The sequence below is a fragment of the Streptomyces sp. NPDC001480 genome, from assembly GCF_042894725.1.
Lineage (GTDB): Bacteria > Actinomycetota > Actinomycetes > Streptomycetales > Streptomycetaceae > Streptomyces.
Genome location: NZ_JBIAVX010000012.1, coordinates 251,164 through 274,781, shown reverse-complemented (window position 1 = coordinate 274,781; position 23,618 = coordinate 251,164). Strand labels below are relative to the sequence as shown.

General features: G+C 72.5%; 17 protein-coding genes and 1 pseudogene. 9 read left to right on the top strand and 9 right to left on the bottom strand.

Translation table 11 applies throughout. From position 1 onward, the window contains the following. Nucleotides 1–226 precede the first annotated feature (226 nt). The 4 genes from ACFY01_RS29635 to ACFY01_RS29620 are packed head-to-tail and all read left to right on the top strand — an operon-like array spanning nt 227 to nt 3,925. Nucleotides 227–1,354, top strand: coding sequence for an NUDIX domain-containing protein (locus tag ACFY01_RS29635; RefSeq protein ID WP_390738815.1), 1,128 nt, complete (start codon nt 227–229; stop codon nt 1,352–1,354). A 41-nt stretch (nt 1,355–1,395) separates the two neighbouring features. Next, nucleotides 1,396–1,890 (top strand): lamin tail domain-containing protein, encoded by a 495-nt coding sequence (locus ACFY01_RS29630; RefSeq protein WP_390738814.1) that lies wholly within the window; start codon nt 1,396–1,398, stop codon nt 1,888–1,890. Nucleotides 1,891–1,935: 45 nt separating this feature from the next. Next, on the top strand, nt 1,936–3,363 hold the full coding sequence (locus ACFY01_RS29625) for an alkaline phosphatase family protein (RefSeq protein ID WP_390738813.1): 1,428 nt from the start codon (nt 1,936–1,938) through the stop codon (nt 3,361–3,363). A gap of 37 nt (nt 3,364–3,400) precedes the next feature. Next, on the top strand, nt 3,401–3,925 hold the full coding sequence (locus ACFY01_RS29620; RefSeq protein ID WP_390738812.1) for a GNAT family N-acetyltransferase: 525 nt from the start codon (nt 3,401–3,403) through the stop codon (nt 3,923–3,925). A gap of 29 nt (nt 3,926–3,954) precedes the next feature. On the opposite strand, the gene ACFY01_RS29615 is transcribed toward ACFY01_RS29620, so the two are convergent. Next, nucleotides 3,955–4,113: a hypothetical protein gene (locus ACFY01_RS29615; protein WP_390738811.1), complete on the bottom strand. Its 159-nt coding sequence runs from the start codon at nt 4,111–4,113 to the stop codon at nt 3,955–3,957. Between the two features lie 136 nt (nt 4,114–4,249). On the opposite strand from ACFY01_RS29615, the gene ACFY01_RS29610 reads away from it, so the two are divergent. Next, complete coding sequence (locus tag ACFY01_RS29610; protein ID WP_390738810.1) at nt 4,250–4,900, top strand: DedA family protein; 651 nt, start codon at nt 4,250–4,252, stop codon at nt 4,898–4,900. A gap of 9 nt (nt 4,901–4,909) precedes the next feature. On the opposite strand, the gene ACFY01_RS29605 is transcribed toward ACFY01_RS29610, so the two are convergent. The 3 genes from ACFY01_RS29605 to ACFY01_RS29595 form a co-directional block, all read right to left on the bottom strand. Next, nucleotides 4,910–5,830: an RNA polymerase sigma-70 factor gene (locus ACFY01_RS29605; RefSeq protein ID WP_390738809.1), complete on the bottom strand. Its 921-nt coding sequence runs from the start codon at nt 5,828–5,830 to the stop codon at nt 4,910–4,912. Then, the gene (locus ACFY01_RS29600) at nt 5,827–6,759 is read right to left on the bottom strand and encodes an NAD-dependent epimerase/dehydratase family protein (RefSeq protein ID WP_390738808.1); all 933 of its coding nucleotides are present in this window, start codon (nt 6,757–6,759) and stop codon (nt 5,827–5,829) included. The genes ACFY01_RS29605 and ACFY01_RS29600 overlap by 4 nt, the downstream gene beginning before the upstream one ends. Before the next feature lie 116 nt (nt 6,760–6,875). Next, a complete protein-coding gene (locus tag ACFY01_RS29595) occupies nt 6,876–7,721 on the bottom strand; it encodes a class I SAM-dependent methyltransferase (protein WP_390738807.1) in 846 nt (281 codons plus the stop codon). Nucleotides 7,722–8,026: 305 nt separating this feature from the next. On the opposite strand from ACFY01_RS29595, the pseudogene ACFY01_RS29590 reads away from it, so the two are divergent. After that, nucleotides 8,027–8,832, top strand: a pseudogene (locus tag ACFY01_RS29590) (cytochrome P450); the annotation flags it as partial. A 9-nt stretch (nt 8,833–8,841) separates the two neighbouring features. On the opposite strand, the gene ACFY01_RS29585 reads toward ACFY01_RS29590, so the two are convergent. Then, a complete protein-coding gene (locus ACFY01_RS29585) occupies nt 8,842–12,633 on the bottom strand; it encodes a hypothetical protein (protein WP_390738806.1) in 3,792 nt (1,263 codons plus the stop codon). Between the two features lie 170 nt (nt 12,634–12,803). On the opposite strand from ACFY01_RS29585, the gene ACFY01_RS29580 reads away from it, so the two are divergent. Both ACFY01_RS29580 and ACFY01_RS29575 read left to right on the top strand, forming a co-directional pair. Continuing rightward, a complete protein-coding gene (locus ACFY01_RS29580) occupies nt 12,804–13,622 on the top strand; it encodes a class I SAM-dependent methyltransferase (protein WP_390738805.1) in 819 nt (272 codons plus the stop codon). Nucleotides 13,623–13,625: 3 nt separating this feature from the next. Then, complete coding sequence (locus ACFY01_RS29575) at nt 13,626–13,730, top strand: alpha-L-rhamnosidase C-terminal domain-containing protein (protein ID WP_390738804.1); 105 nt, start codon at nt 13,626–13,628, stop codon at nt 13,728–13,730. Here the strand turns inward: ACFY01_RS29575 and ACFY01_RS29570 are convergent. Both ACFY01_RS29570 and ACFY01_RS29565 read right to left on the bottom strand, forming a co-directional pair. Continuing rightward, nucleotides 13,720–16,206 (bottom strand): SpoIIE family protein phosphatase, encoded by a 2,487-nt coding sequence (locus tag ACFY01_RS29570; RefSeq protein WP_390738803.1) that lies wholly within the window; start codon nt 16,204–16,206, stop codon nt 13,720–13,722. The genes ACFY01_RS29575 and ACFY01_RS29570 overlap by 11 nt on opposite strands. A gap of 118 nt (nt 16,207–16,324) precedes the next feature. Further along, on the bottom strand, nt 16,325–17,641 hold the full coding sequence (locus ACFY01_RS29565) for a phosphoribosyltransferase family protein (protein ID WP_390738802.1): 1,317 nt from the start codon (nt 17,639–17,641) through the stop codon (nt 16,325–16,327). A gap of 83 nt (nt 17,642–17,724) precedes the next feature. Between ACFY01_RS29565 and ACFY01_RS29560 the strand changes: the two genes are divergently transcribed. After that, nucleotides 17,725–18,855 (top strand): CapA family protein, encoded by a 1,131-nt coding sequence (locus ACFY01_RS29560; protein ID WP_390738801.1) that lies wholly within the window; start codon nt 17,725–17,727, stop codon nt 18,853–18,855. Nucleotides 18,856–18,897: 42 nt separating this feature from the next. On the opposite strand, the gene ACFY01_RS29555 is transcribed toward ACFY01_RS29560, so the two are convergent. Together ACFY01_RS29555 and ACFY01_RS29550 are read right to left on the bottom strand one after the other, a co-directional pair. Further along, the gene (locus ACFY01_RS29555; RefSeq protein ID WP_390738800.1) at nt 18,898–20,313 is read right to left on the bottom strand and encodes an FAD-binding oxidoreductase; all 1,416 of its coding nucleotides are present in this window, start codon (nt 20,311–20,313) and stop codon (nt 18,898–18,900) included. A gap of 66 nt (nt 20,314–20,379) precedes the next feature. Further along, nucleotides 20,380–23,610: a BTAD domain-containing putative transcriptional regulator gene (locus ACFY01_RS29550; protein WP_390738799.1), complete on the bottom strand. Its 3,231-nt coding sequence runs from the start codon at nt 23,608–23,610 to the stop codon at nt 20,380–20,382. Nucleotides 23,611–23,618: the final 8 nt, after the last annotated feature.

Genomic DNA, 23,618 nt, shown 5'->3' with positions numbered 1-23,618 from the left:
GGGCGGTTACCCGCTCGCCGAGTGGCTGCCCGGATGCGAGACGTGGGCGGGAGGGTGACGCATCGCCTCCAGCGGACAGCAGGGTACGGGGCCTCGTTCGGGACCCGGTCGGAGAAGTGCCTCGCGCTCGGCCGGTTTCGACGTCGACCGGAGTCCAGTGCCGCCGACGGGGGTAGCCATGGGCCGCGAAGCCCGACCGCCCCCAGAGCAGGCAGGAGCCGTACCGGTGGGACACACCACGCCCGACGAGTGGGACGCGTACTACACCAGCGGCCGGACCTTCCGGCATCTCGGCGACGCCGAGCGCGAGCTGCTCGCCACGCACGCTCCGGCGCCCGAAGGCGGTCTCGCCCTGGACGCCGGCTGCGGGCTCGGCGAACTCGCCCGCCATCTCGCCGCCGCCGGTTACACCGTCGACGCCATCGACCGCTCCCCCGCCGCCGTCGACCTCGCCCGGTCCGACACCGGGGACGGCTGGAGCATCGACTACCGGTGCTTCGACATCGAGCGCGATTCCCTCGACGGCCTGCCGCATCCCGCGTACGACCTGATCACCTTCCGGCTCAGCTGGGCCTTCGTCCGCGACCGCACCCGCGTGCTGAACCGCCTTCGCGAACGACTGCGCCCCGGCGGCACCCTCTGCGTCATCACGCCCGTCGCCGAGGAAGTACCGGACGGCCGGCGGGCCATCGCTCTCGACGAGGACGAGCTGGGCCTGCTGAGCGCGGGCTGGGCCGTCGCCGAACGCCATGACGCGGAGGGCCTCGCCTTCCTCGTCCTGCGCGAACCCGCCCCGGCCCGGGCCGCGTACGCCGGCGAGCGGCAGCCCTCCGCGCACGCTCTCACCGGCGCCGGTGTCGTCGTCACCGATACCGGGGGGCGCGTCCTGCTGGGCTGGTCGACGCACGGGGCCTGGGAGTTGCCCGGTGGCAAGAACAGCGCCGGCGAGGACTTCTCCGAGACGGCCGTACGGGAACTGGAGGAGGAGACCGGCCTGAAGGCGAGCCCCGCGGACGCGCGGCTGCTGGCCCTCCTGATGGACACCGTCCACGGCATGCCCCGTATGACGGCCGCCGTCCGCGTCCTCGCCCACACCGGTGAACCGGCGGTCACCGAGCCGCACTTGATCCACCGCTGGGAATGGCACGAGCCCGCCGACCTGCCCGCCCTCGCCCAGCCCCTGTTCACCCCGAGCGCGCACGTCATCGACACCGTCTGGCCCGGCCTGCTGACCGGCCTGCCCCCCCGTTCACCGTTACCCGATCGGAACCCACGGGGAGCCGGGGTGACACCGATTGCCCGACCTTCACCATTCATGCACCAAGTCGCCACCTCGCGGTCGCCTTTTGGGTAGGCTCCAGGCGCTTCATCCGCACCATCGAGGGGGGACTCCTCATGCGTACCCGTTACGCCGTGGCCACCGCCGCCACCGCCGTCATAACCGCCGTGCTCACCGCCGCGCCCGCGCAGGCCACCGAGTACACCTCCGCCCTGAAGATCAAGGGCGTGCAGTACGACGCTCCGGGCCCGGACTCCAACCGGTGCACCGGCGGCAACACCAAGGACGAGTACCTGACGATCAAGAACTACTCGCACAGCACGACGGTCAACCTCAAGGGTTACGTCGTCAAGGACGCCACCGGCAACCGCTTCACCTTCCCCGCCAACCACTACCTTCAGCCCGGCGACTACGTGAAGCTGCGCGGCGGCCACGGCACCGACTCCGACGCCCACAACGTGGTCTACCGCCAGAACTGCAACTTCATATGGAACAACGACAAGGACACCATCTACCTCTTCAAGCCCTCCGGAGCCCACGCCGACACCCACTCGTACACCAGGGCCGGCTCCGACCCGGACGGCAACGGCTACATCACGTACCACGGCTGACCGGGCGCCCGCGGCCCAAGCGGCCGGCCCTCGCGAAGGGGATTCATGGCTCAGTCGACTCGTCGGAGACTCCTGGGCTCGGCCGTCGGCGCACTGGGCGGCGCCACGGCCTTCTCCCTCCTCCCGCCGAGCGTCCAGAAGGCGGTCGCCGCCGGGCCACCCAAGCACGGTTCGCTGCGTGACATCGAACACGTCGTCATGCTGATGCAGGAGAACCGATCGTTCGACCACTACTTCGGCACCCTGTCGGGCGTCCGCGGCTTCGCCGACCCCCAGGCCCTCAGGCTGGACAACGGCCGCAGCGTCTTCTACCAGCCGGATACGCGGAACCCGAAGGGCTACCTCCTGCCCTTCCATCTCGACACCCGCGGCTCCAGCGCGCAGGCCATCCCGTCCACGTCCCATGCCTGGTCGGTGCAGCACCAGGCATGGAACGGCGGCAAGATGGACCAGTGGCTGCCGGCCCACCGCAAGGCGGACGGAGCCAACGGGCCGTACGTGATGGGCTACTACACGCGCGACGACATCCCGTTCCAGTTCGCGCTCGCCGAGACCTTCACCATCTGCGACAACTACTTCTGTTCGGTGCTCGGCCCGACGTGGCCGAACCGCCTGATGTGGATGACCGGCACGATCGACCCCGGCGGCACGCGGGGCGGCCCGGTCATCAGCAACGTCGCGCCCGAGCCGTACCGCTGGACGACGTACGCCGAGCGGCTCCAGGCGGCCGGCATCGGCTGGAAGGTGTACCAGCAGGACGACGACTACGACTGCAACATGCTGGAGCGGTTCGCGGCGTACCAGAACGCGCAGCCGGGCTCGGACCTGTACGAGCGGGGCGTACGCCCCCAGCCGGAGGGCACCTTCGAGGACGACGCCCGGGGCGACCGGCTGCCGGTGGTCTCGTGGATCATGCCGACCAGCTACCAGTCGGAGCACCCGGACCACCTGCCCGCGGCGGGAGCCGACTTCGTCGCCTCCAAGATCGAGGCGATCGCCTCGAACCCGAAGGTGTGGCGCAAGACCGCCTTCATCCTCAACTACGACGAGAACGACGGCCTGTTCGACCACGTGGCGCCGCCCACCCCGCCCGCGGGCACGGCGGACGAGTTCGTCCGGGGCCTGCCGACGGGCGGCGGCTTCCGCGTCCCGGCCATCGTCGTCTCGCCGTGGACCGTCGGCGGCTGGGTGGCGTCCGAGGCCTTCGACCACACCTCCGCGCTGCGGTTCCTGGAGCGGTTCACCGGTGTCGAGGAGCCGAACATCAGCGACTGGCGGCGTTCGGCCTTCGGTGACTTCACCTCCGCCTTCCGCTTCACGCACGCCCGCCCGCGCCCGCCGCGTCTGCCCGACGACACGGCGCAGCAGCTGGAGAAGGCCGAGGAAGAGGTGGCCACGCTGCCGAAGCCGACGCTGCCGGGCGCGGACCAGACGTTCCCGCACCAGGAGAGGGGCCGCCGCCCGCATGTGTGATTCCTGCCGGACCGATTCCGCCGCGGAGCGAGACGGAGTGAGCACGGGGAAGATCGAAGCCATCGAGACCGCCAGGCTGAGTCTCGTGCCCCTCGCCGTCGAGCACGCGGACGAGATGGCCGAGGTGCTCTCCGACCCGGCTCTGCACGTCTTCATCGGCGGTGCCCCGCACTCGCCGCAGGCTCTGCGGGCACGGTACGAACGCCTGGTGGCAGGCTCACCCGATCCCCGGGAGACGTGGTGGAACTGGGTGATCCGGCTCCGCGAGGAGGACCGCCTGACGGGAACGGTGCAGGCGACGCTCACCACCACCGAGCACGGCTCCGCGGCCGGAGTCGCCTGGGTGGTCGGCACCCCGTGGCAAGGACGCGGCATCGCCACGGAGGCGGCGCGCGGACTGATCGCCTGGCTGTGGGAACAGGACGTGCGGGTGGTCCGCGCCCACATCCATCCGGACCATCGGGCATCCGCTGCCGTCGCCGCCGCCGCGGGACTGGCACCCACCGGTCACCAGTATGACGGCGAGATCAGGTGGGAGCTCCGCTCGGACGCGATTTCCTGATCATTCGCTCCCGCGCCCGCCCCGCGCGATCACGCGCCGCTCGTGCCGGCGTGGTGGTGGAGGCGGGCGGAGAGCCGGCGGTACGCGGCGCCGAGCACCGCTGCCAGGAACAGGAGGGGCCAGGACGTGGGCGCCGTGACCACGAAGGCCCACACCCCGGCGAAGCCGGCGTTCTGGTGGGTTCCCACGATCCCGTGAGCCGGTGAAGGTTGCCTGAGTACGCGTACTCACGTTCGTACACACGCCCCACCCACCTGCATTCGAAGCGTGGTCACGGGAAACTCGTGATGCAGCGATCGACGAGCGGACCGGGAGGCGAGGGATGTGATCGCCGTCAACCCGACGGACAGCGCGTCACTGCTCGCCGCCTTCGGCGCGCTGGGGGTCCTGCTGGTGATCTTCGCCGAGTCGGGCCTGCTGGTCGTCGGGTTCTTCCTGCCCGGCGACACGCTGCTGTTCCCGGCCGGTGTGCTGTGCGCGGCGAGCGGTGACCAGGATCCACGGCTGGAGCTGTGGCAGGTGCTGGTGTGCGCGGCCGTCGGCGCCGTGGCGGGCGGGCAGGTGGGCTATCTGCTCGGGCGGCACGGTGGGCGCCCCCTGCTGGCCCGTACCTCGAAGCGGCGGGTGAGGGAGGGGGCGGCTCGGGCGGAGCGGCTCCTGGCCCGCTACGGATACGGCAAGGCGCTCGTGATCGGCCGCTTCGTCCCGATGGTGCGCACCGTCCTGCACCCGGCGGCGGGCGCGCTCGGCGTGCCCACCCGGACGTTCACCGTCTGGCAGATCGTGGGCGGCCTGCTCTGGTCGCAGAGCCTCGTACTCGCCGGATATCTCCTGGGTTCGTCGGTCGCCCACATCGACGACTACCTGCTGCTGCTCGTCGCCGTGATCGTCGTCCTCTCCCTGCTGCCGCTGCTGGCGGAGGCCCGCCGGTCGCGGCAGGACCGGCGGGACCCCTCTCGTCCGACCGGGGGCTGACCGCGTCGGTCACGTGGGCCGGCGCGCCAGGTCCGTCTCGCGGACGAGCGCCCAGGCGTCCGCCACGGGGCCTATGTGACCGAGCTTGTCGGGGTTGAGCACCGTGCGGATCGTCTGGATCCGTCCGTCGAGGATCTCGAGCGTCCAGACGTTGATGACCTTGCCGTCCCGGTCGCGGAAGACCGCTCCCGGCCAGCCGTTCACCTCGTGGGGCTGCACGGCGCCGCCGATCCGGGCGAACGGCGCGACGAGAGAGGCCAGTACCCGGGCCACGTCCTCGACGCCGGTGATGCGGTCGGCGAACTGCGGGGCCTTGCCTCCGCCGTCGCCGACCATGTGCACGTCGGCGGCGAGCAGTTCCCGCAGCCCTTCGAGGTCGCCGTCCCGGAAGGCTTCGAGGAACCGCCCGGCGAGTGCGTCGCGCTCACGCCGGCCGGCCTCGAACCGGGGCCGACCGGCGTCCATGTGGCGGCGCGCCCTGACCGCGAGCTGGCGGCAGGCCGCCTCCGAGCGCTCCACGGCCGACGCGATCTCCGGGAAGCCGAAGCCGAACACCTCGCGCAGCACGAACACGGCGCGCTCCAGCGGGCTCAGCCGCTCGAGCAGCAGCAGTGCCGCCATCGACACCGAGTCGGCCAGCTCCGCCGAGCGCTCCGGGTCCTGGTAGGGGTCGGTCAGCAGCGGCTCGGGGAACCACGGCCCGACGTACTCCTCCCGCCGCACCCGGGCCGACCGCAGCACGTCGATCGAGAGCCTGGTCACCACGGCCGAGAGGAAGGCCTTGGCCGAAGCGGGCTCGGCCGGGGAAGCCTCGTAGCGCAGCCAGGTCTCCTGGACCGCGTCCTCGGCCTCGCTCACGCTGCCCAGGATGCGGTAGGAGATCGCGAACAGCAGCGACCGCAGCTCCTCGAACTCCTCGGCCCGCGTCACGCCAGCTCCTCCTTGAAACCCTGCCGCCACGAGGGATGGCGCGGCTCCCAGCCGAGCTCCCGCTTGGCCTTGGCGTTGGAGAAGCCGCGCCCCTCGGTCATCATCACCACCGCCTGCTCCCCGGCCAGCAGCCGGGCCAGCCACACCGGGACCCGCATCGGCCGCTTCGCTCCCGCGCACGCGGCCAGGTAGGGCAGCCACTCGCTCGCCGGGGCGGGTTCGTCGTCCACGACGTTGAACACGCCCGTGGCCTTCTGCTCCAGGGCCAGGACGGTGGCGCTCGCCGCGTCGTCGAGGTGCACCCACGAGCTGTAGCCGGTGCCGCGCCCGACGAGCGGGTACTGCCGCTTGCGCAGCAGCTGGACCTGGTCGTCGATGGCGCCCGGGCCGTAGAACGCGCCGTAGCGCAGGACCGCGCCGCCGGCCTCGACGACCACGTCCTCGACGTGGCTCAGCGCTTTCAGCCCCTTGTGCGCCGCCGTCTCCCGGAGCTGGTCCAGCGGGTCCTCCTCGGTCTTCACCCATCCGCCCTCGCGTATTCCGTTCCAGCTGGCGTAGCCCTGTGCGACGACGTGGGAGACGCCGGTCGCCTCGGCGGCGGCCAGCAGGTGGTCCGTCCCCTCGGTGCGCAGCCGGTTGGTGGTGGCGAACCATCGGTCCGGGTGCTTCAGATCGGGCTTTCCCGCGTGTGCCGGGGAGATCGCGGTCATCTGGTGGACGATCGCGTCCGGCCGTGCGGCGGCCACGGCCTCACCGACCGACACCGCGTCCAGCCCGTCCATCACGACACCGTCCGCGCCCAGCCGTGTCAGCGCGCCCAGCTTGGCCGCGCTGGTCGTCGTGGCCGTCACCTGGTGGCCCCGTGCCACGAGCTGCGGTACCAGCCTCCGTCCCAGAACCCCGGTCCCGCCCGCCACGAACACCCGCATGATCGTCACCCTTCCGACGCAGAGCCTGTCTCCGACACCTGAGACGAGACGGCACCGGCCGTTTGTGACATGGGGAGAGGAGCCGGGAGGGAAGCCGGGTCACTCCGGCGTCGCCGTCACCGCGCACCATCCGGTTTGCGCCAGGTCATGATCTCGGTCGGCGGGAGGTGTTCCGCGAAGCCGCCGTCGGCGGACGCCTGCCGCAGCACCGCGCGCAGGTCCCGCTCGAATTCCCCCAGCCGGTCGCCGAACAGGTGGGGGGCGGAATCGGATCGGGAGAACACATACGCCACGATGTCGTCGGCGCCGCGGTCCACCACCTCACCGGCCGGCACCACATGCCGTTCGAAGTCCCCGAAACCGGCCCGCGCCAGGACGAGGTCCTCCCGGCCCGGCGTGCCGTTGACCAGCGTCCCCCGCCCGGCGCGGCGCACCGGGCCCAGGTACCGCCGCACCAGCTCGGCGATCCGCGCGTACGGCGGCTCCGGCAGCGGCAGGGGCGCCGGTTCGGCGGGCCGGTCCTTGAAGTCGCTGATGTGGACGAACGCGCCTCCCGGCTCCAGCATCCGCAGCACGGTCGCGGCGACCCGGTCGCGTTCGGTCCAGTGGAAGGACTGGGCGAACACCACCACGCGGAACTCGCCCAGACCGGCCGGGAGGTCCTCGGCGCGGGCCGGCACCCAACGCACGTCGGTCACCCCGCGACGCCCGGCCCGCCGCTCGGCCTCGGCGAGCATGTCCTCGTCCGGGTCCATGCCGACCGTCTCGGCGAAGAACCGCGCCAGGGCGAGCGTCACGGTGCCCGGCCCGCAGCCCACGTCGAGGAGCCGGCCCCGCCCGTCCAGTCCGAGAGCCGTGGCCAGTGTTTCGTCGAAGCCCGGGGCGTACGGCAGCCGGCCGCGCTCGTAGTAGGCCGCGCTTCCCCGGAACAGCGTGCTGTCCCACTGCCATCCGTCAGGCATGCCGATTCCGCTCGCGAGTCGGTGAGGGGCGACCACCGTACGCGACGGGCGCGTCCAGCGAGTACCGGTTCTGCCCTGCGGCCGCGTGTGACCCGACCGGGAGCGGAGCGCCCCGGGGTTGCCCGGGGCGCCGTTCCGCGGCAGCCGCTTCTCCAATGGCCGCGGAGTACCCACCCGTTCGGCGGGGGGCATACCGAGAGTGGCACGCCGGGCGGCCGAAGCGGTGGCCACCGGCCCGGAGGTCAGCATCTCGTAAGGTCCGCGCCCTGCTCCACAGGAACCCCGTGGTCGCATCCCGGCCACTTTTCGTCGGGATGGACGACCCCGAGCACGCCCGGCTGCGCCGCATGGTCAGCGGTGCCTTCACCATCAAACGCGTGGAGGCCCTGCGGCCGGCCGTGCAACGCATGGTCGACGACTTCCTGGACACCATGCTGGCCGGCCCCAAGCCCGCCGACCTCGTCCAGGCACTCGCCCTGCCCCTGCCCTCCCTGGTCATCTCCGACCTGCTCGGCGTCCCCTACGAGGACCACGACTTCTTCCAGACCAACAGCAAGACCCTCGTGTCCGCTGTCGCCACCGCCGAGGAACGGCACTCCGCGCACACCGCCCTTGCCCAGTACCTGGACGACCTGGTTGCGACGAAACCGACCCACCCGGGTGACGACCTGCTCTCCGCCCTCGCCGTCCGCGTCCACACCGGCGAGCTGACCCGCCGCGAGGCCGCCACCATGGGCGTGCTCCTGCTGCTCGGCGGACACGAGACGACCGCCGACATGATCAGCCTGGGCACCCTGCTGCTCCTCCAGCACCCCGACCAGCTCGCCCTGGTCCGCGACGCCGACGAGCCCACGGCGATCGTCTCCGCCGTGGAGGAACTCCTCCGCTACCTCTCCGTCGTCCACCTCGGCCGCCGGCGCACCGCCCTGGAGGACATCCGGATCGCCGGGCACACCATCCACGCCGGAGAAGGCGTCATCCTCCTAGGCGCACTCGCCAACCGCGACCCGTCCGTCTTCCCACCCTGCGCCTGGCCACCGACGTGGACCGGATTCCCTTCAAGTACGACTCGGTCATCTACGGCGTGTACGAGCTGCCGGTCACCTGGTAGCGCGCGACCTCAGCAGGATGCGCGGTACGGCACGCCGTGCACATACGTTCGCCATTCGGATCGTGGCAGGCCGGTGCCGACACGTCGGCAGACATCGCCTGCCACACGGTCCGGGGCGATGTCGTAGCTCTCCAGCGGTACGTGCTCGCCGGAGACATACAGAGTGCGGTCGTCCGCACGGAAGGCCAGCGCCATGACACGCCCCCCTGCGGTGGAGAGGGACGAGCCTATCGGCAGTCGGGTCGTGACGTCCCACAGGTGAACGCTGCCGTCGTCCGTGCCTACGGCCAGAGTGGTCCCGTCGTGGGAGAAGGCGAGGGCCGAGACCTCCGTGCTGCCGGCGGAGGTGACAGGCAACTCACCCAGGCGGCGCCGGGCACGGCCGTCCCAGAGGGTGACCCATCCGTCTTCGTCGCCTGCCGCGAGGCGGTCGCCGTCGTGGCTGAGCGCTACGACGGTGGGTTCTCCCTGGGTGAGGGTGTGACGCGTCGTCCGGCCCGTTGCGAGATCGACGACCTGCCCAACCGGGGTGACGAGGAACCGGCCGTCGTCCGGCAGGGCCAGGGAGTCTCCGGAGGCGTTCAGCCATCGGCCGGTTCTGGTGTGATGGCGTGTGTCCCATCGCTCGATCCGGTCACCGAACAGCGACAGCAGAACGGCTCCCCTGTCGTCCGGCGCCAATGCGTCGATGCTCGCCACTTCGTCGGACGGTACGGGGACGCGGAAAGTGGTGCGTCCGGCGGGTCGGCTGGTGTCCACGGCGGTGAGGATGAGCTCGATGTCGTCCTCGTCGGTGGAGGAGTAGAGGAAGGTCCGGCCGTCGGGGGAGAACGCCAGCTTGTCCGTGCAGCCCGGCTCCTCGTTTTCGACGGGGCATGGAGCCGTGGGCAGGCGACCGGGCAGCACCTTGTCGTGCGTCACGTCGACCAGTCTCAGGCGGTGCCGACCGCCCGACTGCCGTGCCACGGCGAGCAGTCGGCCGTCCGGGCTGAACGCGACGCCGGTCGTCACGTCATGGCGGTAGCCCGGCTGCAAGGCATGTCCTAGGAAGAGGGACCTCACGGTGGTGCTCGCACCGCTCGACACGTACCGGATCTGTCCGTCGCGCTGGTCGAGTTGCAGGTCTGAGGGACTCTGTGCCGTCACCGGAGCCCGAAACACCGGCGTGTGCGGTGCATCCAGGCGCCACAGGAGCACCTCCTGGTCGTCGCAGGCGACGGCGAACCGGCCGTCCGGCGTGTACGTCATCGCCTCGAGCCCGCGATGTCTGATTCCCGTCCGTTCCTTTCCCGATAACACATCCCATATACGTGTGCCGCTGTTGGTGGTGATCGCCAGTTCGTTGCCGACCGGGACGAAACGAATGCCCGCGGATGCGCACTGATCGCTGTGCACCGCCGTCCAAGGGCCCGGTGAACGGCGGTGTGTCGCAATGTTCCAGACCTCGATCCTGCCGTGGGAACAGTCGGCGAGGAAGCGGTCGTCGGCGCTGACGTCCCCGCCGCCACCGAATACGGACCACGTGACGAAGGAAGCACTGCCGAGAAGCGCCCCCGTGCCGAGGTCGAGGATCTCTCCCGGGCGGGGCGCCTTACCGGTCTGGAACAGCAGCTTGTGGCGGCGCACGTCCCACAGTCGCGTCACGTTGATCTCCGTGGCTGTGAGAAGCAGGGTATGGCCGCTCGGGCCGAAGACGGGGGATGCCACATAGATGTCCGGCAGCCGCCCGGTCCGCCGCCCCGTGCGCACGTCGTACAGGTTCACATACCGACCGGTGCCGACTGCCAGAATCCGTCCGTCCGGTGAGAGCGCGCTCCTCGCCGTGGCCCAGTCCTCGGCCACGGGGATGCGGAAAGAGGAGAGCCGATGATGTCCGCGCACGTCCCATCGTGTGACTCGCCCGCTTTCGACGGACACGGCGACGCGTCCGCCGTCGCTGAGATACGTGGCATCGGTGTCGGGGTCGGCGGGCCCCGGAATCCGAAAGGCATCCTGGTTCTTCTGAGCCATGGCCCCCAGCAGCGCCGACCGCGTCTCGGGCAGGTCGGCGATCCTCCAGGCGGCCAGGCTGAGCTGCATGGCGGTCGCCGGGTCGGAGGCACGCAGGCTCTCCGCCACGGCGGCGACGCGGCGCGCCTCGGCCTGCACCTTTCTGCGCTCGCCGGCCCGGTTCTGCTGCCAGGCCACCAGTCCGGCCACGAGGGCCAGGGCGACGACCGCGGAGATGACCATGGCGAAGGTACGGGTACGCCGTGCCGTACGCGCCGCCGACCGGCGCTCGTGCTCCGCGGCCTCGATCCCGGCGGACAGGAAGGACCACTCAAGCTCGGTCAGGGCGGTGCGCTGCCCGGGGGCGGCGAAGGCCTCGGCGGCCGCCGCCAGACGCGTGCCGCGGTACACCGCCCCGGGATCGCGGTCCAGGTCCTGCCAGACGCGGGCCGCCTCGGTCAGCCGGCGGTGAGTGCGAAGGCGGTCGCGTTCCGCGTCGATCCAGCCACGCAGTCGGGGCCAGGCACTGATCACGGCCTCGTGCGCCAGGTCCACCGTGTCGCCGTCCAGGGTGATCAGCCGGGCGGCGGCGAGGCGTTCCAGGATCACGGCGGCATCGTCCCGGGCGTCCTCGGGTGCCGAGCCCACCAGTTCGGCACGTTCGGCGGGACGGCGGGTGTCGGACGTGCCTTCGCCAGGGCTGATGAGGCGCAGCAGTATGCCTCGGGCCAGGGCCGACTGGGTGTCGGTGAGCCGGCCGAAGGCCTCCTCCGCGGTGCGGGCGATCGCTCCGTGCAGGCCGCCGGCAGCCTCGTACGCCACCTCGTTCAGGGCGCGGCTCCTGCGGCGGCGCCAGGTCTCGAGCAGGGCGTGGGACATCAGCGGCAGCGCGCCCGGTTCCCCCTCCACCTCGGTGAGGAGACGCGCGGTCAGGGGACGTTCGACGATGCAGCCCGCCGCCTGGGCCGGTTTGACGATCGCCTCCCGTAACTCGTCCCGGCTCATCGGGGCGACCAGCAGCGTGGCATCCTGGAGCGCGGCCGTCAGGCCGGGGTGAACGGCGCACCGTCCCAGGAAGTCGGCCCGCACACCGATGACCACGCGCAACCGGCTCGCGGGGTCCGTGGCGGTCAGGAGCCGGTCGATGAACCGGTCGCGTTCGGCGGGGTCGTCGCACAGCGTGTAGAGCTCTTCGAACTGATCCACGATCAGCCAGGTGTCGCCGTCCGCGTCCTTCGGCACGAGACGGTCGGCGTGGACCCGCATCGGGTGGCCGCCGGGCGTGAGGACGCGGAGCGCGGCCGGCCGCGGGTCCTCCCGGTTCGCGGTGCGGAGCCGGGGGATGAGGCCGGCGCGCAGCAGGGAGGACTTGCCGCTGCCGGACGGTCCGAAGACGGCGGTGAAGCGGGTGCTCCGAGTCAGCTCGACCAGGCGGTCGGTGAGTCGGTCCCGGCCGAAGAACAGGGCGGCGTCCGCGGCTTCGAAGCGGGCCAGGCCGCGGTAGGGCGGCTCTGCCTCCGGGTCGTCGGCGCGGGGCTCGGCCACCGTTTCGGCGTGAGCCGTGCGCCACCGTCGCTCCCACTCCTCCGGGTCGCCGGCACAGGCACGCACGTAGGCCAGGACGACCGGCAGGGTCGGCAGGCGCTCGCCGGCGGCTGCCTGTGACAGCGTGCTCGCGCCGTGACCGGTGCGCTCCGCCATGGCCCGGTAGGTGGGGCTGCCCGCCTCGGCGCGTAACTTGCGCAGCTCGAACGCCAGCCGTTGCACGGGACCCGCGGTCGGATCCAGCGGACTCTCAGGACGCCCCGCCATCGATCGCTCCTCTCGCCCGCCTCCCCCGTGGCGGCGGCGCAAGGGCGGACAAGGTACAAACCCTTCCGGCGGGAGGGCAACCCAGCGGGTCGTTCTTCGGTCGACATCCCGTGGCCGACGCGGCGGCGAATTCGGTCGGGCCCGGATGGGGTCGGTGCGAGAGTGGCCGGATGGTCGACGAGATGAAGTTCGAGCCGGATCTGTACCGGGGCACCGCCGGACACTACGACCGGTTCCGGCCTCCCTACCCGGAGGCGATGATCGCCGACCTCGTTCGCCGGGCCGCTCCGTCGGGGCACGGACGGCTGCTCGACCTGGCGTGCGGCACCGGTCAGCTGGCCTTCCCGCTGCACGGCCGGTTCGCCGAGGTACGGGCCGTGGACGCCGAACCCGACATGACCGAGGTGGTCCGCGCCAAGGCGATCGCGATGGGAGCGGACCACGTCCGGGCCGTCACCGCGAGGGCCGAGGACCTGTGTGCCGAGCCGGAGAGCTTCGAGCTGATCGTCATCGGCAACGCCTTCCACCGGCTCGACCGCTCCTTGACCGCCCGGCGCGCCCACACCTGGCTGGAGCCGGGCGGTCACCTCGCGCTGTGCTGGTCGACCAGCCCGTGGGCGGGCCCCCGGGACTGGCAGCGGGCACTCGACGGTCTGCTGCGCGCCTGGCAGGACGCGCTGGGCGTGTCCGGCCGCGTTCCGCCGGGCTGGGCACAGGCACGGCAGCGGGACCCCGACCGCGACGTGCTGTCCCGTGCGGGGTTCGAGCCCGTCGAGCGGCACGAGTTCTCCGTCGAGCACCACTGGACGATCCGTGAAATCGCCGGCCATGTCCGCTCGACCTCCTTCCTGCCGCCTCCGGTGCTCGCCGGCCGCGCCGCCGAGTTCGACGCCGAACTCACCGCCGAACTCGGCCGCCACACGGTCGACGACCGCCTCACCGAATCGGTCAGCGTGGCTTACGAACTGGCCCGAAGGCCAAGGGATTGAATCGTGATCCGCCCCCGCCCGGGCGGCGACGTCACCTCCGCCCGTGCCACGTTCGCCTCCGTCCACGGCACGGCACACTGCTCCGGCACCCACCGCTTCACCGCGTGACGGACCCCTCGGGGGCGGGCACCGCGAGCAGGAGGAGCGTCACGTCGTCGTCGTGGGCGGCGGTGTCCGGGATGAGGGTTTCGATCAGCCGGGCCGCGGCCTGATCGAGGATCTCCGCGTCCGCGGGAGCACCCTTCAGCGCGACCTGGAGGGTGTGGGTGAGGACGTCGATCTGGGCGTCGATGTCGGTGCCGGGTCTCTCGACCAGCCCGTCGGTGTAGAGCGCCAGGGTGCTGCCCGGCGGCAGCGGGTGGGTCGTCTCGTGGAAGGGCACCGCGCCACCGGACGGATCGTTGACGCCCAGCGGCACGCTCACCGGTGCCCGCAGTCGGTGGGCGGGGCCGTCCGGAGTCAGGGCGATGACGGGCAGGTGGCCGGCCGAGCAGAGGCTGACCTCGCCGGCCGCCTGGTCTATGACGAGGTAGACGCAGGTGACGAGCTGGTCCGCCAGGTCGCTGACGAACACGTCCAGTCCGGCCATGAGCCGGCTGGGCGGTATGCCCGTGCGCGCCAGTGCGTGGGAGGCCGCGCGCAGCTGGCCCATGACGGCTGCCGCCTCCAGGCCGCGGCCCATCACGTCGCCGATGACGACACCGGTGCGGTCCCGGTCCAGCGGAATGATGTCGAACCAGTCCCCGCCGACTCCGGGGTCCTGCACGGACGCCAGGTACCGGTGGGCGCTGGGCAGGTGCGGCAGGCGGGGCGGCTCGCCCATCAGGCTGTGCTGGAGGGTGTGGGCGATGCGCCGGTGCTGCTCGTAGCGCTCGGCGCGTTCGGCCTCGGCCTGTCTGCGTGCGGTGATGTCCCGTACGGTCAGGAACACCAGCGTCTCCTGTTCGGCCTGGAGGCTGCTGACGCTCACCTCCACGGGGAACTCGCTGCCGTCGCTGTGCAGCCCGCACAAGCCCTTGTCCAGGACCATCGGCCTCGGGTCGCGCAGCCGCAGGTAGGCGGCGAGGAGCGCGCTGTGCCGTCGGCGTCCCGGACGGGGCACGAGGTCGGTGACCTCGGTGCCGGTGAGGTCGCCCGGACCGTGCCCGAACAGGCGTTCCACCTGGGCGTTGGCCATGACGATGGTGCCGGCGCCGTCGGTGATCAGGGTGGCGTCGGGCGCGGATTCCAGCAGTGCGAGGAAGCGCCGGTTGGCCCGCTGGACCTCGCGCTGGGCCGCGACCCGCTCGGTGATGTCGGTGACGACACCGCAGACGGCGTAGGGCGTACCGGCGGGATCCTTCAGGGGGAAGAGGGTGGTGAGGAAGTCCCTCGGGCCCTCCGGCAGGATGAGCAGCTCCTCCCGCTGCACGGGACTGCCCTGAGCCAGCATGTCCAGGTCCGCGGCCCGCACGTGACGCGCGAGGCCGGCCGGCATGATGTCCTCGTCCGTACGGCCCAGTACCCGGTCGCGGGGCAGGTGCGTGCTCTCCTCGAACTGCGCGTTGACCGCCAGGTAACGGCCGTCCAGGTCCTTGATGAACACCACCGCGGGCGTGTGGTCCATGAACGCCTGGAGCAGTTCGGTCTGCCGCACCTGCCACTGGGCACGGGCGTGCGCCACCTCGACACGGCAGCCCACGACCAGGGCGACGAAGATGACCGCGGAGAACACCACCGCGTGGCCGCACACCAACAACGCGAAGCCCAGTCGCGCCCCGTACAGTCCCGCGTCCTCCCCTGCCAGGACGGCCCAGCCCAGCAGCAGCGGCGCCACCAGGGCGGTGGCGAACAGCCGGCGGCCCAGCGCGCCCGTGGTGCCCGCGTTCATCAGCAGGCCCGCGACGCCTTCGTCGGGCCGGGCCAGGAAGGCGGCCAGCCCCAGCAGGACCAGGGCCATCCCCGTGTGCAGGGCCATGCCCGTGTAGCCGCCGAACCGTTCCAGTTCGGGGACGTCGTAGACGAACGCGTAGAACCGCATCATGCCCAGCCCGAGGACGGCCAGACCGGGGATCTGGCTCGTCCAGGCGGGCAGGCGGGTGCTCGCGCACCATGACGCCAGGCTCGTCAGCGCCAGCGCCGCGGCCGTGTTGGGCGCCATGCGGCCGGGCACACCGGTCGCCACCCGCGCGGTGTCGTCGTCGAAGAGGAGCTCGTCGATGCCGAGGCGCGCTCCGGTCGCGTACTCGGCGAGGGTGAGCACGGCGATCAGGCCGGCGAGTGCGGCTGCCGCGCGGGCCACGGCGATCGCGCGCGGGGACGCGGGTCTGCGGGCCACCTCGAACAGGGAGACACCGAGCGCCAGGAGAGCCACGGCGGTGTTCACCTTCATGGACGCGTCAACGTGGGGCAGCACGCTCTTCAGCGCGTCGATGCCGAAGATCCAGCCGACCAGGCCCACCGCCCCGAGCATGGCGGCCACCAGCGACGCACCCTGAGCAGCGGCTCGCGCGGCGGCCAGGGCGGGTTGCTGGAACGGCAGGCCCTCGGCCTGCACCGCTCCGGGTACGCGGGGCAGCTCCGACGTCGACTGCTCTTTCGTCACCAATTCTCATCCCTGTGGATGAACGGCCCGATCAGCACTCATCAGCACTCATCAGCACTCATCAGCTTAAGTGCTGTGAAAAATGCCCATAGAGAGACGAAGAGCATCAAAGCGCGCCTCACACCACGGCGTGGGCGGCCGGGGCCAGGTGGTCCGTGAACCAGTCGCGGGCCAGGTCGGTGACGGCCTCCAGGGCACCGGGCTCCTCGAAGAGGTGGGTGGCACCCGGGACGACCGCGAGCCGGTTCTCGCAGCGCAGCCGGGCCTGTGCCTGGCGGTTGAGGCCGAGCACCGTGGGATCGTGGCCGCCGACGATCAGCAGGGTCGGTGCCGCCACGGCAGGCAGGCGAGGACCGGCCAGATCGGGCCGGCCGCCGCGGGAGACGACCGCCGCGACCCGCTTGCCCTGTTCCGCGGCGGCGCACAGGGCGGCGGCCGCGCCGGTGCTGGCGCCGAAGTATCCGACCGCCAGCCCTTCGCTCTCCGGCTGTCCGCGCAGCCAGGTGGTGACGTCCACCAGGCGCCCGGCCAGCAGGTCGGTGTCGAACACGTTGGCCCTGTCGCTCTCCTCGTCCCGGGTGAGCAGGTCGAAGAGCAAGGTGCCGAGGCCGGCCCGGTTGAGCCCGGCCGCGACGAACCGGTTGCGCGGGCTGCGGCGGCTGCTGCCGCTGCCGTGCGCGAACACCACGAGCCCGGTCGCGCCGTCGGGCACGGTCAGATCTCCGCGCAGCCGCAGGGCACCGGCGGCCATGTCGACCTCCCGGTCCGGTGGCACGGGGTCGGCGGCGGTTCCGTGCGGTCGGCCCGCCGCCTGTTCCAGGAGGCCGACCACCTCGTCGTCGCCGAGCTGGGAGAAGTCGTCGTAGAACTGGCCGATCGCGTAGAAGCTCCTGGGCGTGTCCAGGCAGACCAGTTCGTCCGCCTCCCCGCCGAGCCGCTCGGTCCAGTCGCGCGGTGCCACGGGCACGGCCAGCACGATCCGCGCGGCTCCCCGTGCGCGGGAGATCCGGCAGGCCGCCCGTGCGGTCGACCCGGTGGCGACACCGTCGTCGACCACCACCGCCGTCCGCCCCGCCAGGCCGACCGGCTGCCGCTCGCCCCGGTACCGCCGGGCGCGCAGCGCCAGCACCTCGCGCTCGCGGCTCTCGACCTCGGCGAGCTGCTCCCGGGTGACCCGCGCGCCGCGCACCACCTCGTCGTTGATGACCCGGACGCCGTCCTCACCGATCGCCCCCATGCCCAGCTCCGGCTGGTACGGCACCCCCAGCTTCCGGACCAGGCACACGTCCAGCGGGGCGTTCAGCTCCCGGGCGACCTGAGCCGCCACCGGAACCCCTCCCCGGGGCAGCCCCAGCACCACCACGCTCCGGTCCTTGAGGTACGCCAGCCGGGCGGCCAGCCGCTGCCCCGCGTCGAGACGATCCGTGAAGAACATGACCGGCCTCCTCGTCGGCGCCCGCGTCCCCCCTTTCATTTTCCCGCCGTGGGCAAGCCCGGACGACCGCTTAGCCTGGGAGTATGCGCGGGGGCCTGGTCACCCTGTTCCTCTGCGGTGACGTGATGCTGGGCCGGGGCGTCGACCAGATCCTTCCGCACCCCGGGGACCCGGCGCTGCGGGAGACGTACGTCCGTGACGCCCGTGGCTATGTCGAGCTGGCCGAGGCGGTGAACGGGCCGATTCCCCGGCCGGTCGGCTTCTCCTGGCCCTGGGGCGAGGCGTTGCGGATCCTGGACCAGGCCGCGCCCGACGCCCGGATCCTGAATCTGGAGACCAGTGTCACGCGGGCGGGCCGGTTCGCGCCCGGCAAGGCGGTGCACTACCGGATGAGCCCCGCCAACCTGCCGTGCCTGGCCGCCGCCCGCCCCGACGTCTGTGTCCTGGCCAACAACCACGTGCTGGACTTCGGGACCGGCGGGCTCGACGAGACGCTCGGCGCCCTGGCCGGCGCGAAGCTGAGGACGGCGGGGGCGGGCCGGGACGAGGACGAGGCGAACCGGCCGGCGATCGTCCCGGTCGACGGCGGGGGCCGGGTACTGGTGCTCTCCTGCGGTACGGCGTCCAGCGGCATCCCGCACGGATGGGCCGCCACCGGCGGACGCGGCGGGGTGGCCTTCCTGGCCAAGCCGTCCGGTGCCGCCGCCGCCCGGATCACCGGCCGGGTGCGGCAGGTGAAGCGGCCGGGCGACATCGCGGTCGTCTCGGTCCACTGGGGGGCGAACTGGGGTTACGGCATCTCACGTGACGAGGTCGGCTTCGCGCACGCCCTCGTCGACGGCGGGGTGGACCTCGTGCACGGCCACTCCTCGCACCATCCGCGCCCCATGGAGGTCTACCGGGGCAAGCTGGTCCTGTACGGCTGCGGCGACTTCGTCGACGACTACGAGGGCATCAGCGGCTACGAGCGCTTCCGGGACGATCTGCGGCTGCTGTACCTCGTGACCGTGGATCCGGGCACCGGCACTTCGGCCGCTGTGCGCATGGTGCCGCTCCAGGCGCGGCGGATGCGTCTGGAGCGCGCTTGCCGTGCCGACGAGGAGTGGCTGCGGGCCGTTCTGGACCGGTTCGGCAGCCGCGACTTCGGGTCGCACGTCGTCCGCGAACCGGACGGCACCCTCCTGCTGCGGTCGCCGCCCGAGCGGCAGCCGTGACGGGGCCCACGGTTCCGGGGGCCCCGCACGAGCCGTCGTCGGTCATGCCGCCGCCGAGGGGCGGATGTTCTGGTTGAGGCGGAACATGTTCGTGGGGTCGTAGGCGTCCTTCACCCGCACGAGGCGTTCGTGGACGGCGTCCGGGTAGGAGGCCCGCACCCTGTCCTCGGCGGCGTCGCCGGTGAAGTTGACGTACATGGCCCCGTGGCCGTGATGAGCGATGTCCCTGCGGGTGTCGCGGGCCCAGGCGACGTGGGCGTCGAAGTCCGTCGCGTCCGGGGATCGCGCGATCACGTTGCACAGCACGCCCGGCTCCCGCTGGCTGAAGGCCGTGGCGTCGGCGGGTACGCGGGCGTAGGCGCCGCCCAGTTGGTGCAGATGCAGTTCGCTGGAGGGTGTGGGCGTCGCCAGGTGGTGGCGCAGCAGGGCGTCGACCGAGGCGTCGGACGGCTCGATGAACGCCGACGTGAAGTAGTTGTGCGCGCCGGCCGTCCACAGCGGGTCGAGCATCGACTGCATGCCGGTGTACGGCATGGGGCCCATGAGGTCGGCGATGGGGGTGCCCAGCCTGCGCAGCGGACCGACGACCGGCTCACCGGCCGCGGGGTCGCCCGCGTACATGCCGACGAGCACCAGGACGCGGGTGCCGTGCACCTCGGGGGGCAGGAACGGCAGCGGAGGTGCCGTCGTCAGGTTGATCAGTGTGGTCAGCTCGTCGGGCATGTCCGCGATCAGCTCCCGCCAGCCCGTGATCACCTGCCGGGCCTGCGCTTGGGGGTAGACGATCAGGCCGCCCAGGATCTGGGGCCCGACAGGGTGCAGCTCGTACTCGAACGACGTGACGACACCGAAGTTGCCGCCACCTCCTCGCAGCGCCCAGAACAGCTCGGGGTGTTCCTGCTCGTCCGCGCGCACCACGCGGCCGTCCGCGGTGACGACCTCGGCCGCCGTCAGGTTGTCGGAGGCCAGCCCGTGGCGGCGCAGCAGCCAGCCCACGCCGCCGCCGAGCGTGAAGCCCGCGATGCCCGTCGAGGAGACCAGGCCGCCGGTCACGGCGAGGCCGAAGGCCTGGGTCTCCTGGTCGAATTCGCCCCAGGTCAGGCCGCCCTGGGCGACCGCCCGGCGCCGGCGGGGATCGACGAGGGCGCCCTTCATGGGCGACAGGTCGATGACGATGCCGTCGTCGACGGTCGAGAACCCGGCGATGCTGTGGGCGCCGCCGCGCACGGCGACGCGCAGGTCCTGGCTGCGTGCGAACTCGACGGCGCGGACGACGTCCGCGGTCCCGGCGCAGCGCACGATCAGCGCCGGGTGCTTGTCGTGGGCTCCGTTCCAGACCGCCCGGGCCTCGTCGTAGGCGGTGTCGTCGGGGCGGACGACGGTGCCGCGCAGGCCTGCTTCCAGTTCGGCGACGGTGGCGTCTCCCAGGACGCCCCTTGCCGTGTCGATCGACATCATCGGCTCCTCGCTCCGAGTGTCTTGCGCTGATGTCCATGACCGTAGGAAGCGTCTCTTAGCACTCACTCAGCAGCCGCTTTGCGCGGTCGGCGTCCGTGGCACCGTGCGCCGCAGCACGGCCGCGCCCCGTGTGTCGCCGAGGTCGGCGAAGAGGTCACCGGCCCGGGCGGCCGCCGCCCCGGCGGCGTCGGGGTCGCCCGCCTCCCGGTGGAGCCGAGCCAGCATGAGGGCGACCCATCCGGCGGCCGGGATCGACCCGGCGATCTGTTCGAGCCGCTGGGCGCGGGTCAGCAGGTTCCGCGCTTGTGTCGCGTCACCCGCCGCCCGGGCCACCAGGCCGAGGTGCAGCAGGCTGTTGGTGACGCCGGGGATGTCGTCGCTCTCCTCGAAGCCCGCGAGGGCGCGGGAGACGGCGGCCCGCGCGCTCCCGGTGTCCCCGGCGGCCAGGTGGAGCAGACCCAGGCAGCCGAGGGTGATGCCTTCCTCACGGCGGTCACCGAGCCGGCGTCTGATCGCCAGCGCCGTGTCGAGGTACTCGCGCGCCGCGCCGTGGTCGCCCCGGCTCCGGTGGATGTTGCCGAGCGTGTTGAGGGCCAGGGATTCCCCGTGCGGGTCGGCCAGCGCGCGGAAGCGGTCGACGCTGTCCTCGGCCGCCGTGGTGGCGGCGCCGGGATCGCCCTCCAGGCGGGCCGCCCAGGCGAGGTTAGCCAGGACGTAGCCGCGGGCCCGGGACGGGCCGACCGTGCGGCCGACGAGCACGGTCTCCTCGAAGAGCAGCGACACCTGGCCCGCCTCGTCGACCTGGACCGTGTACCCCGGCGTCATGACCGTGAAGAACGGGCCGCTGTCCGGCCCGGCGTCCGCCAGCAGCCGGAGGCTCTCGGAGCAGGCCGCGCGGGCCGCCGTCCCCTCGCCGCGGCAGACCGCCCAGACGGCCTCGAGGTGCGCGGCGACGGCGAGGACCGACGTCTCGCCCGCCTCCCGGGCAAGGGCGCGGGCCCGGTCGAGAGCGGTGCGGGCGCGCTCCCAGGCACCGCGCATCCAGAGCAGGACCGCCTGCTGGTAGTAGGCGTGCGAGAGCGCCGCCGGCTCAGGCCGGCGCCGGTGGATCGCCACGATCTGCGCGCCGATGCCCTCCAGCTGGGAGCCGTCACCGAGGCGGATCGCCAGGACGGCCTTCCCCATCAGCGCTCTCGCCCGCTGCGGTGTGGGCGCCGGCGCGGCGGCCAGGGCGTCGTCCAGCCGGCGCCGGCCCTCGGCGAGGCGCCCGCGTTCGGGCCAGAACGATCGCAGGGCGACCGCCAGACGCAGCGCGTCGTCCGGCTCGTGGCCCAGGAACGAGCGCAGGGCGGCCCGGAGATTGTCGTAGTCGGCCTCCAGCTCCAGGGGAGTCGCTCCAGAGACTCCCGTGGACGGTTCGCGGTCCCGGGCCTCGGCGAGCTCCAGGTAGAAGCGCCGGTGGCGGGCCTCGGTCGCCGCCTGTTCCCCGGCGGCCCGCAGCCGCTCGGCGGCGTACTGCCGGATCGTCTCCAGCAGCCGGTAGCGAGCCTCGTCCTCGTCCTGCGGGGGCTCCACCCCCACCAGGGACTTGTCGGCCAGCCTGCCGAGGAGCTCCAGCACCGGGGTGCGGTGGGGGCCGTCGGCGCACACCTTCTCGACCGCGGCTAGCGTGAAGCCGCCCGCGAAGACGGCGAGCCGGCGGAGCAGGCGCCGTTCGTCGTCGTCGAGCAGTCGATGGCTCCACTCCAGGGTGGCCAGCAGGGTCTCCTGCCTGGTCACGCCGTGCCGGCTGCCCCGGCCGAGCAGGGCCAGGGCGTCGTCCAGGCGTTCGGCGATCTGACGCGGGGCCAGGAGGGGCACCCGGGCCGCCGCCAGTTCCAGGGCCAGGGGCATTCCGTCGAGCCGGAAGCAGATCTGGGCGACGGCCTCCGCGTTCCCCGAGGTCAGCCGGAAGCCGGGGGCGGCGTCGGCGGCCCGCTCGACGAACAGCCGTACGGAGGCGAAACGGCCGAGCTCGGCCACGGACGGCAGCCGGCGCGGATCCGGAAGACACAGGGACGGCACCCGGAAGGTGCGTTCCCCGTAGCTGCGCAACGGCTCCCGGCTGGTCGCGAGCACGAAGACGCCCGGGCAGTGGGCCATGACGTCGGAGACCAGGGCGGCGCAGGCGTCGACGAGGTGTTCGCAGTTGTCCAGCACCAGCAGCAGGTCCTGGTCGCCGAGTTGGGCGATCAGCGCCCGCTGGGCCCCGCCGGACGGCGGCGGTTGCACCCCGAGGGCCGTGGCGACCGCTTCTGGGACGAGGTGGGGTTCCGTCAGCGCGGCGAGGTCCACGAAGCACGCCCCGTTGCGGAAGCGGTCCTCGCGCCGGGCCGCCACGGCGAGCGCGAGCCGGGTCTTGCCGCAGCCGCCGGCCCCGGTGAGGGTGAGGAGCCTGCTCCGTTCGAGCAGCTTCTCCACCTCGGCCGTCTCGCGCTCCCGGCCGATGAGGGCCGTCGCCGGTATCGGCAGGCGGTGCCGTGGGGCCTCGGGGCGCTGTTCCCGTGCCTCGACCGAGTCGGCGAGCAGGGCGCGGAAGAGGCGGCGTGTCTGCGGGTCGGGGTCGGCGCCGGTGTCACGGCGCAGCGCGTCACGCAGACGTTCGTACGCGGCCAAGGCCTCCCGGCGCCGCCCGGCGTCCGCCAGGGCCCGCATCAGCGCCCGGTGGGCTGGCTCGTCCAGGGGGTCCTGGGCGATCAGGGCGCGCAGCACGTCGACGGCCTCGGCCGTGTGGTGGTCGTGCTCCAGCGCCTCGGCCAGTCGCAGCCTGAGTGTCGTACGCCGGGTCTCCAGCGCCGCGGCCGCCTCGCCGGCCCATGGTTCGTAACGGTCCTCGGGCAGCAGACCGGCGTCGGCCAGGGCGAGCGCGGCACGGTAGTCCGCCGCCCCGCCGCCGTCCGACGCCCGGCGTACCGCCTCGTCGAGGTCGTCGAGGTCGATCCGCACACCGCCGTCGGGGCCGAGCAGCACCAGGTCGTCGCGGAGTACGACGACATCGCCCGGTGCCCCGGTGGCCGTCAGCGCGCGCCGCACGGCGTGCAGCACCTGGTGCAGGTTGTTCGACGCGGCCGCCCGGTCGAGGTCCGGCCAGAGAAGGTCGTAGAGGCGCTCCCGGTGCATCCGGTGGCCCGGGGACAGGCACAGGAGTTTGAGCAGGCTGCGGGCCTTGCGCAGCCGCCAGGCCCCGGCGGCGACCGGGCGGCCCGCGACCGTCACGGCGAAACCGCCGAGAAGCCGGATGCGCACTTCGTCGGCCATGGCTGCCC

Excerpts from the sequence above, each read along its gene's own strand:
- ACFY01_RS29630 (WP_390738814.1), top strand. The coding sequence starts at position 1,396 with ATGCGTACCCGTTACGCCGTGGCCACCGCCGCCACCGCCGTCATAACC.
- ACFY01_RS29625 (WP_390738813.1), top strand. The coding sequence starts at position 1,936 with ATGGCTCAGTCGACTCGTCGGAGACTCCTGGGCTCGGCCGTCGGCGCA.
- ACFY01_RS29600 (WP_390738808.1), bottom strand. The coding sequence starts at position 6,759 with ATGCGGGTGTTCGTGGCGGGCGGGACCGGGGTTCTGGGACGGAGGCTG.
- ACFY01_RS29595 (WP_390738807.1), bottom strand. The coding sequence starts at position 7,721 with ATGCCTGACGGATGGCAGTGGGACAGCACGCTGTTCCGGGGAAGCGCG.
- ACFY01_RS29585 (WP_390738806.1), bottom strand. The coding sequence starts at position 12,633 with ATGGCGGGGCGTCCTGAGAGTCCGCTGGATCCGACCGCGGGTCCCGTG.
- ACFY01_RS29580 (WP_390738805.1), top strand. The coding sequence starts at position 12,804 with ATGGTCGACGAGATGAAGTTCGAGCCGGATCTGTACCGGGGCACCGCC.
- ACFY01_RS29565 (WP_390738802.1), bottom strand. The coding sequence starts at position 17,641 with ATGTTCTTCACGGATCGTCTCGACGCGGGGCAGCGGCTGGCCGCCCGG.
- ACFY01_RS29560 (WP_390738801.1), top strand. The coding sequence starts at position 17,725 with ATGCGCGGGGGCCTGGTCACCCTGTTCCTCTGCGGTGACGTGATGCTG.
- ACFY01_RS29555 (WP_390738800.1), bottom strand. The coding sequence starts at position 20,313 with ATGATGTCGATCGACACGGCAAGGGGCGTCCTGGGAGACGCCACCGTC.
- ACFY01_RS29550 (WP_390738799.1), bottom strand. The coding sequence starts at position 23,610 with ATGGCCGACGAAGTGCGCATCCGGCTTCTCGGCGGTTTCGCCGTGACG.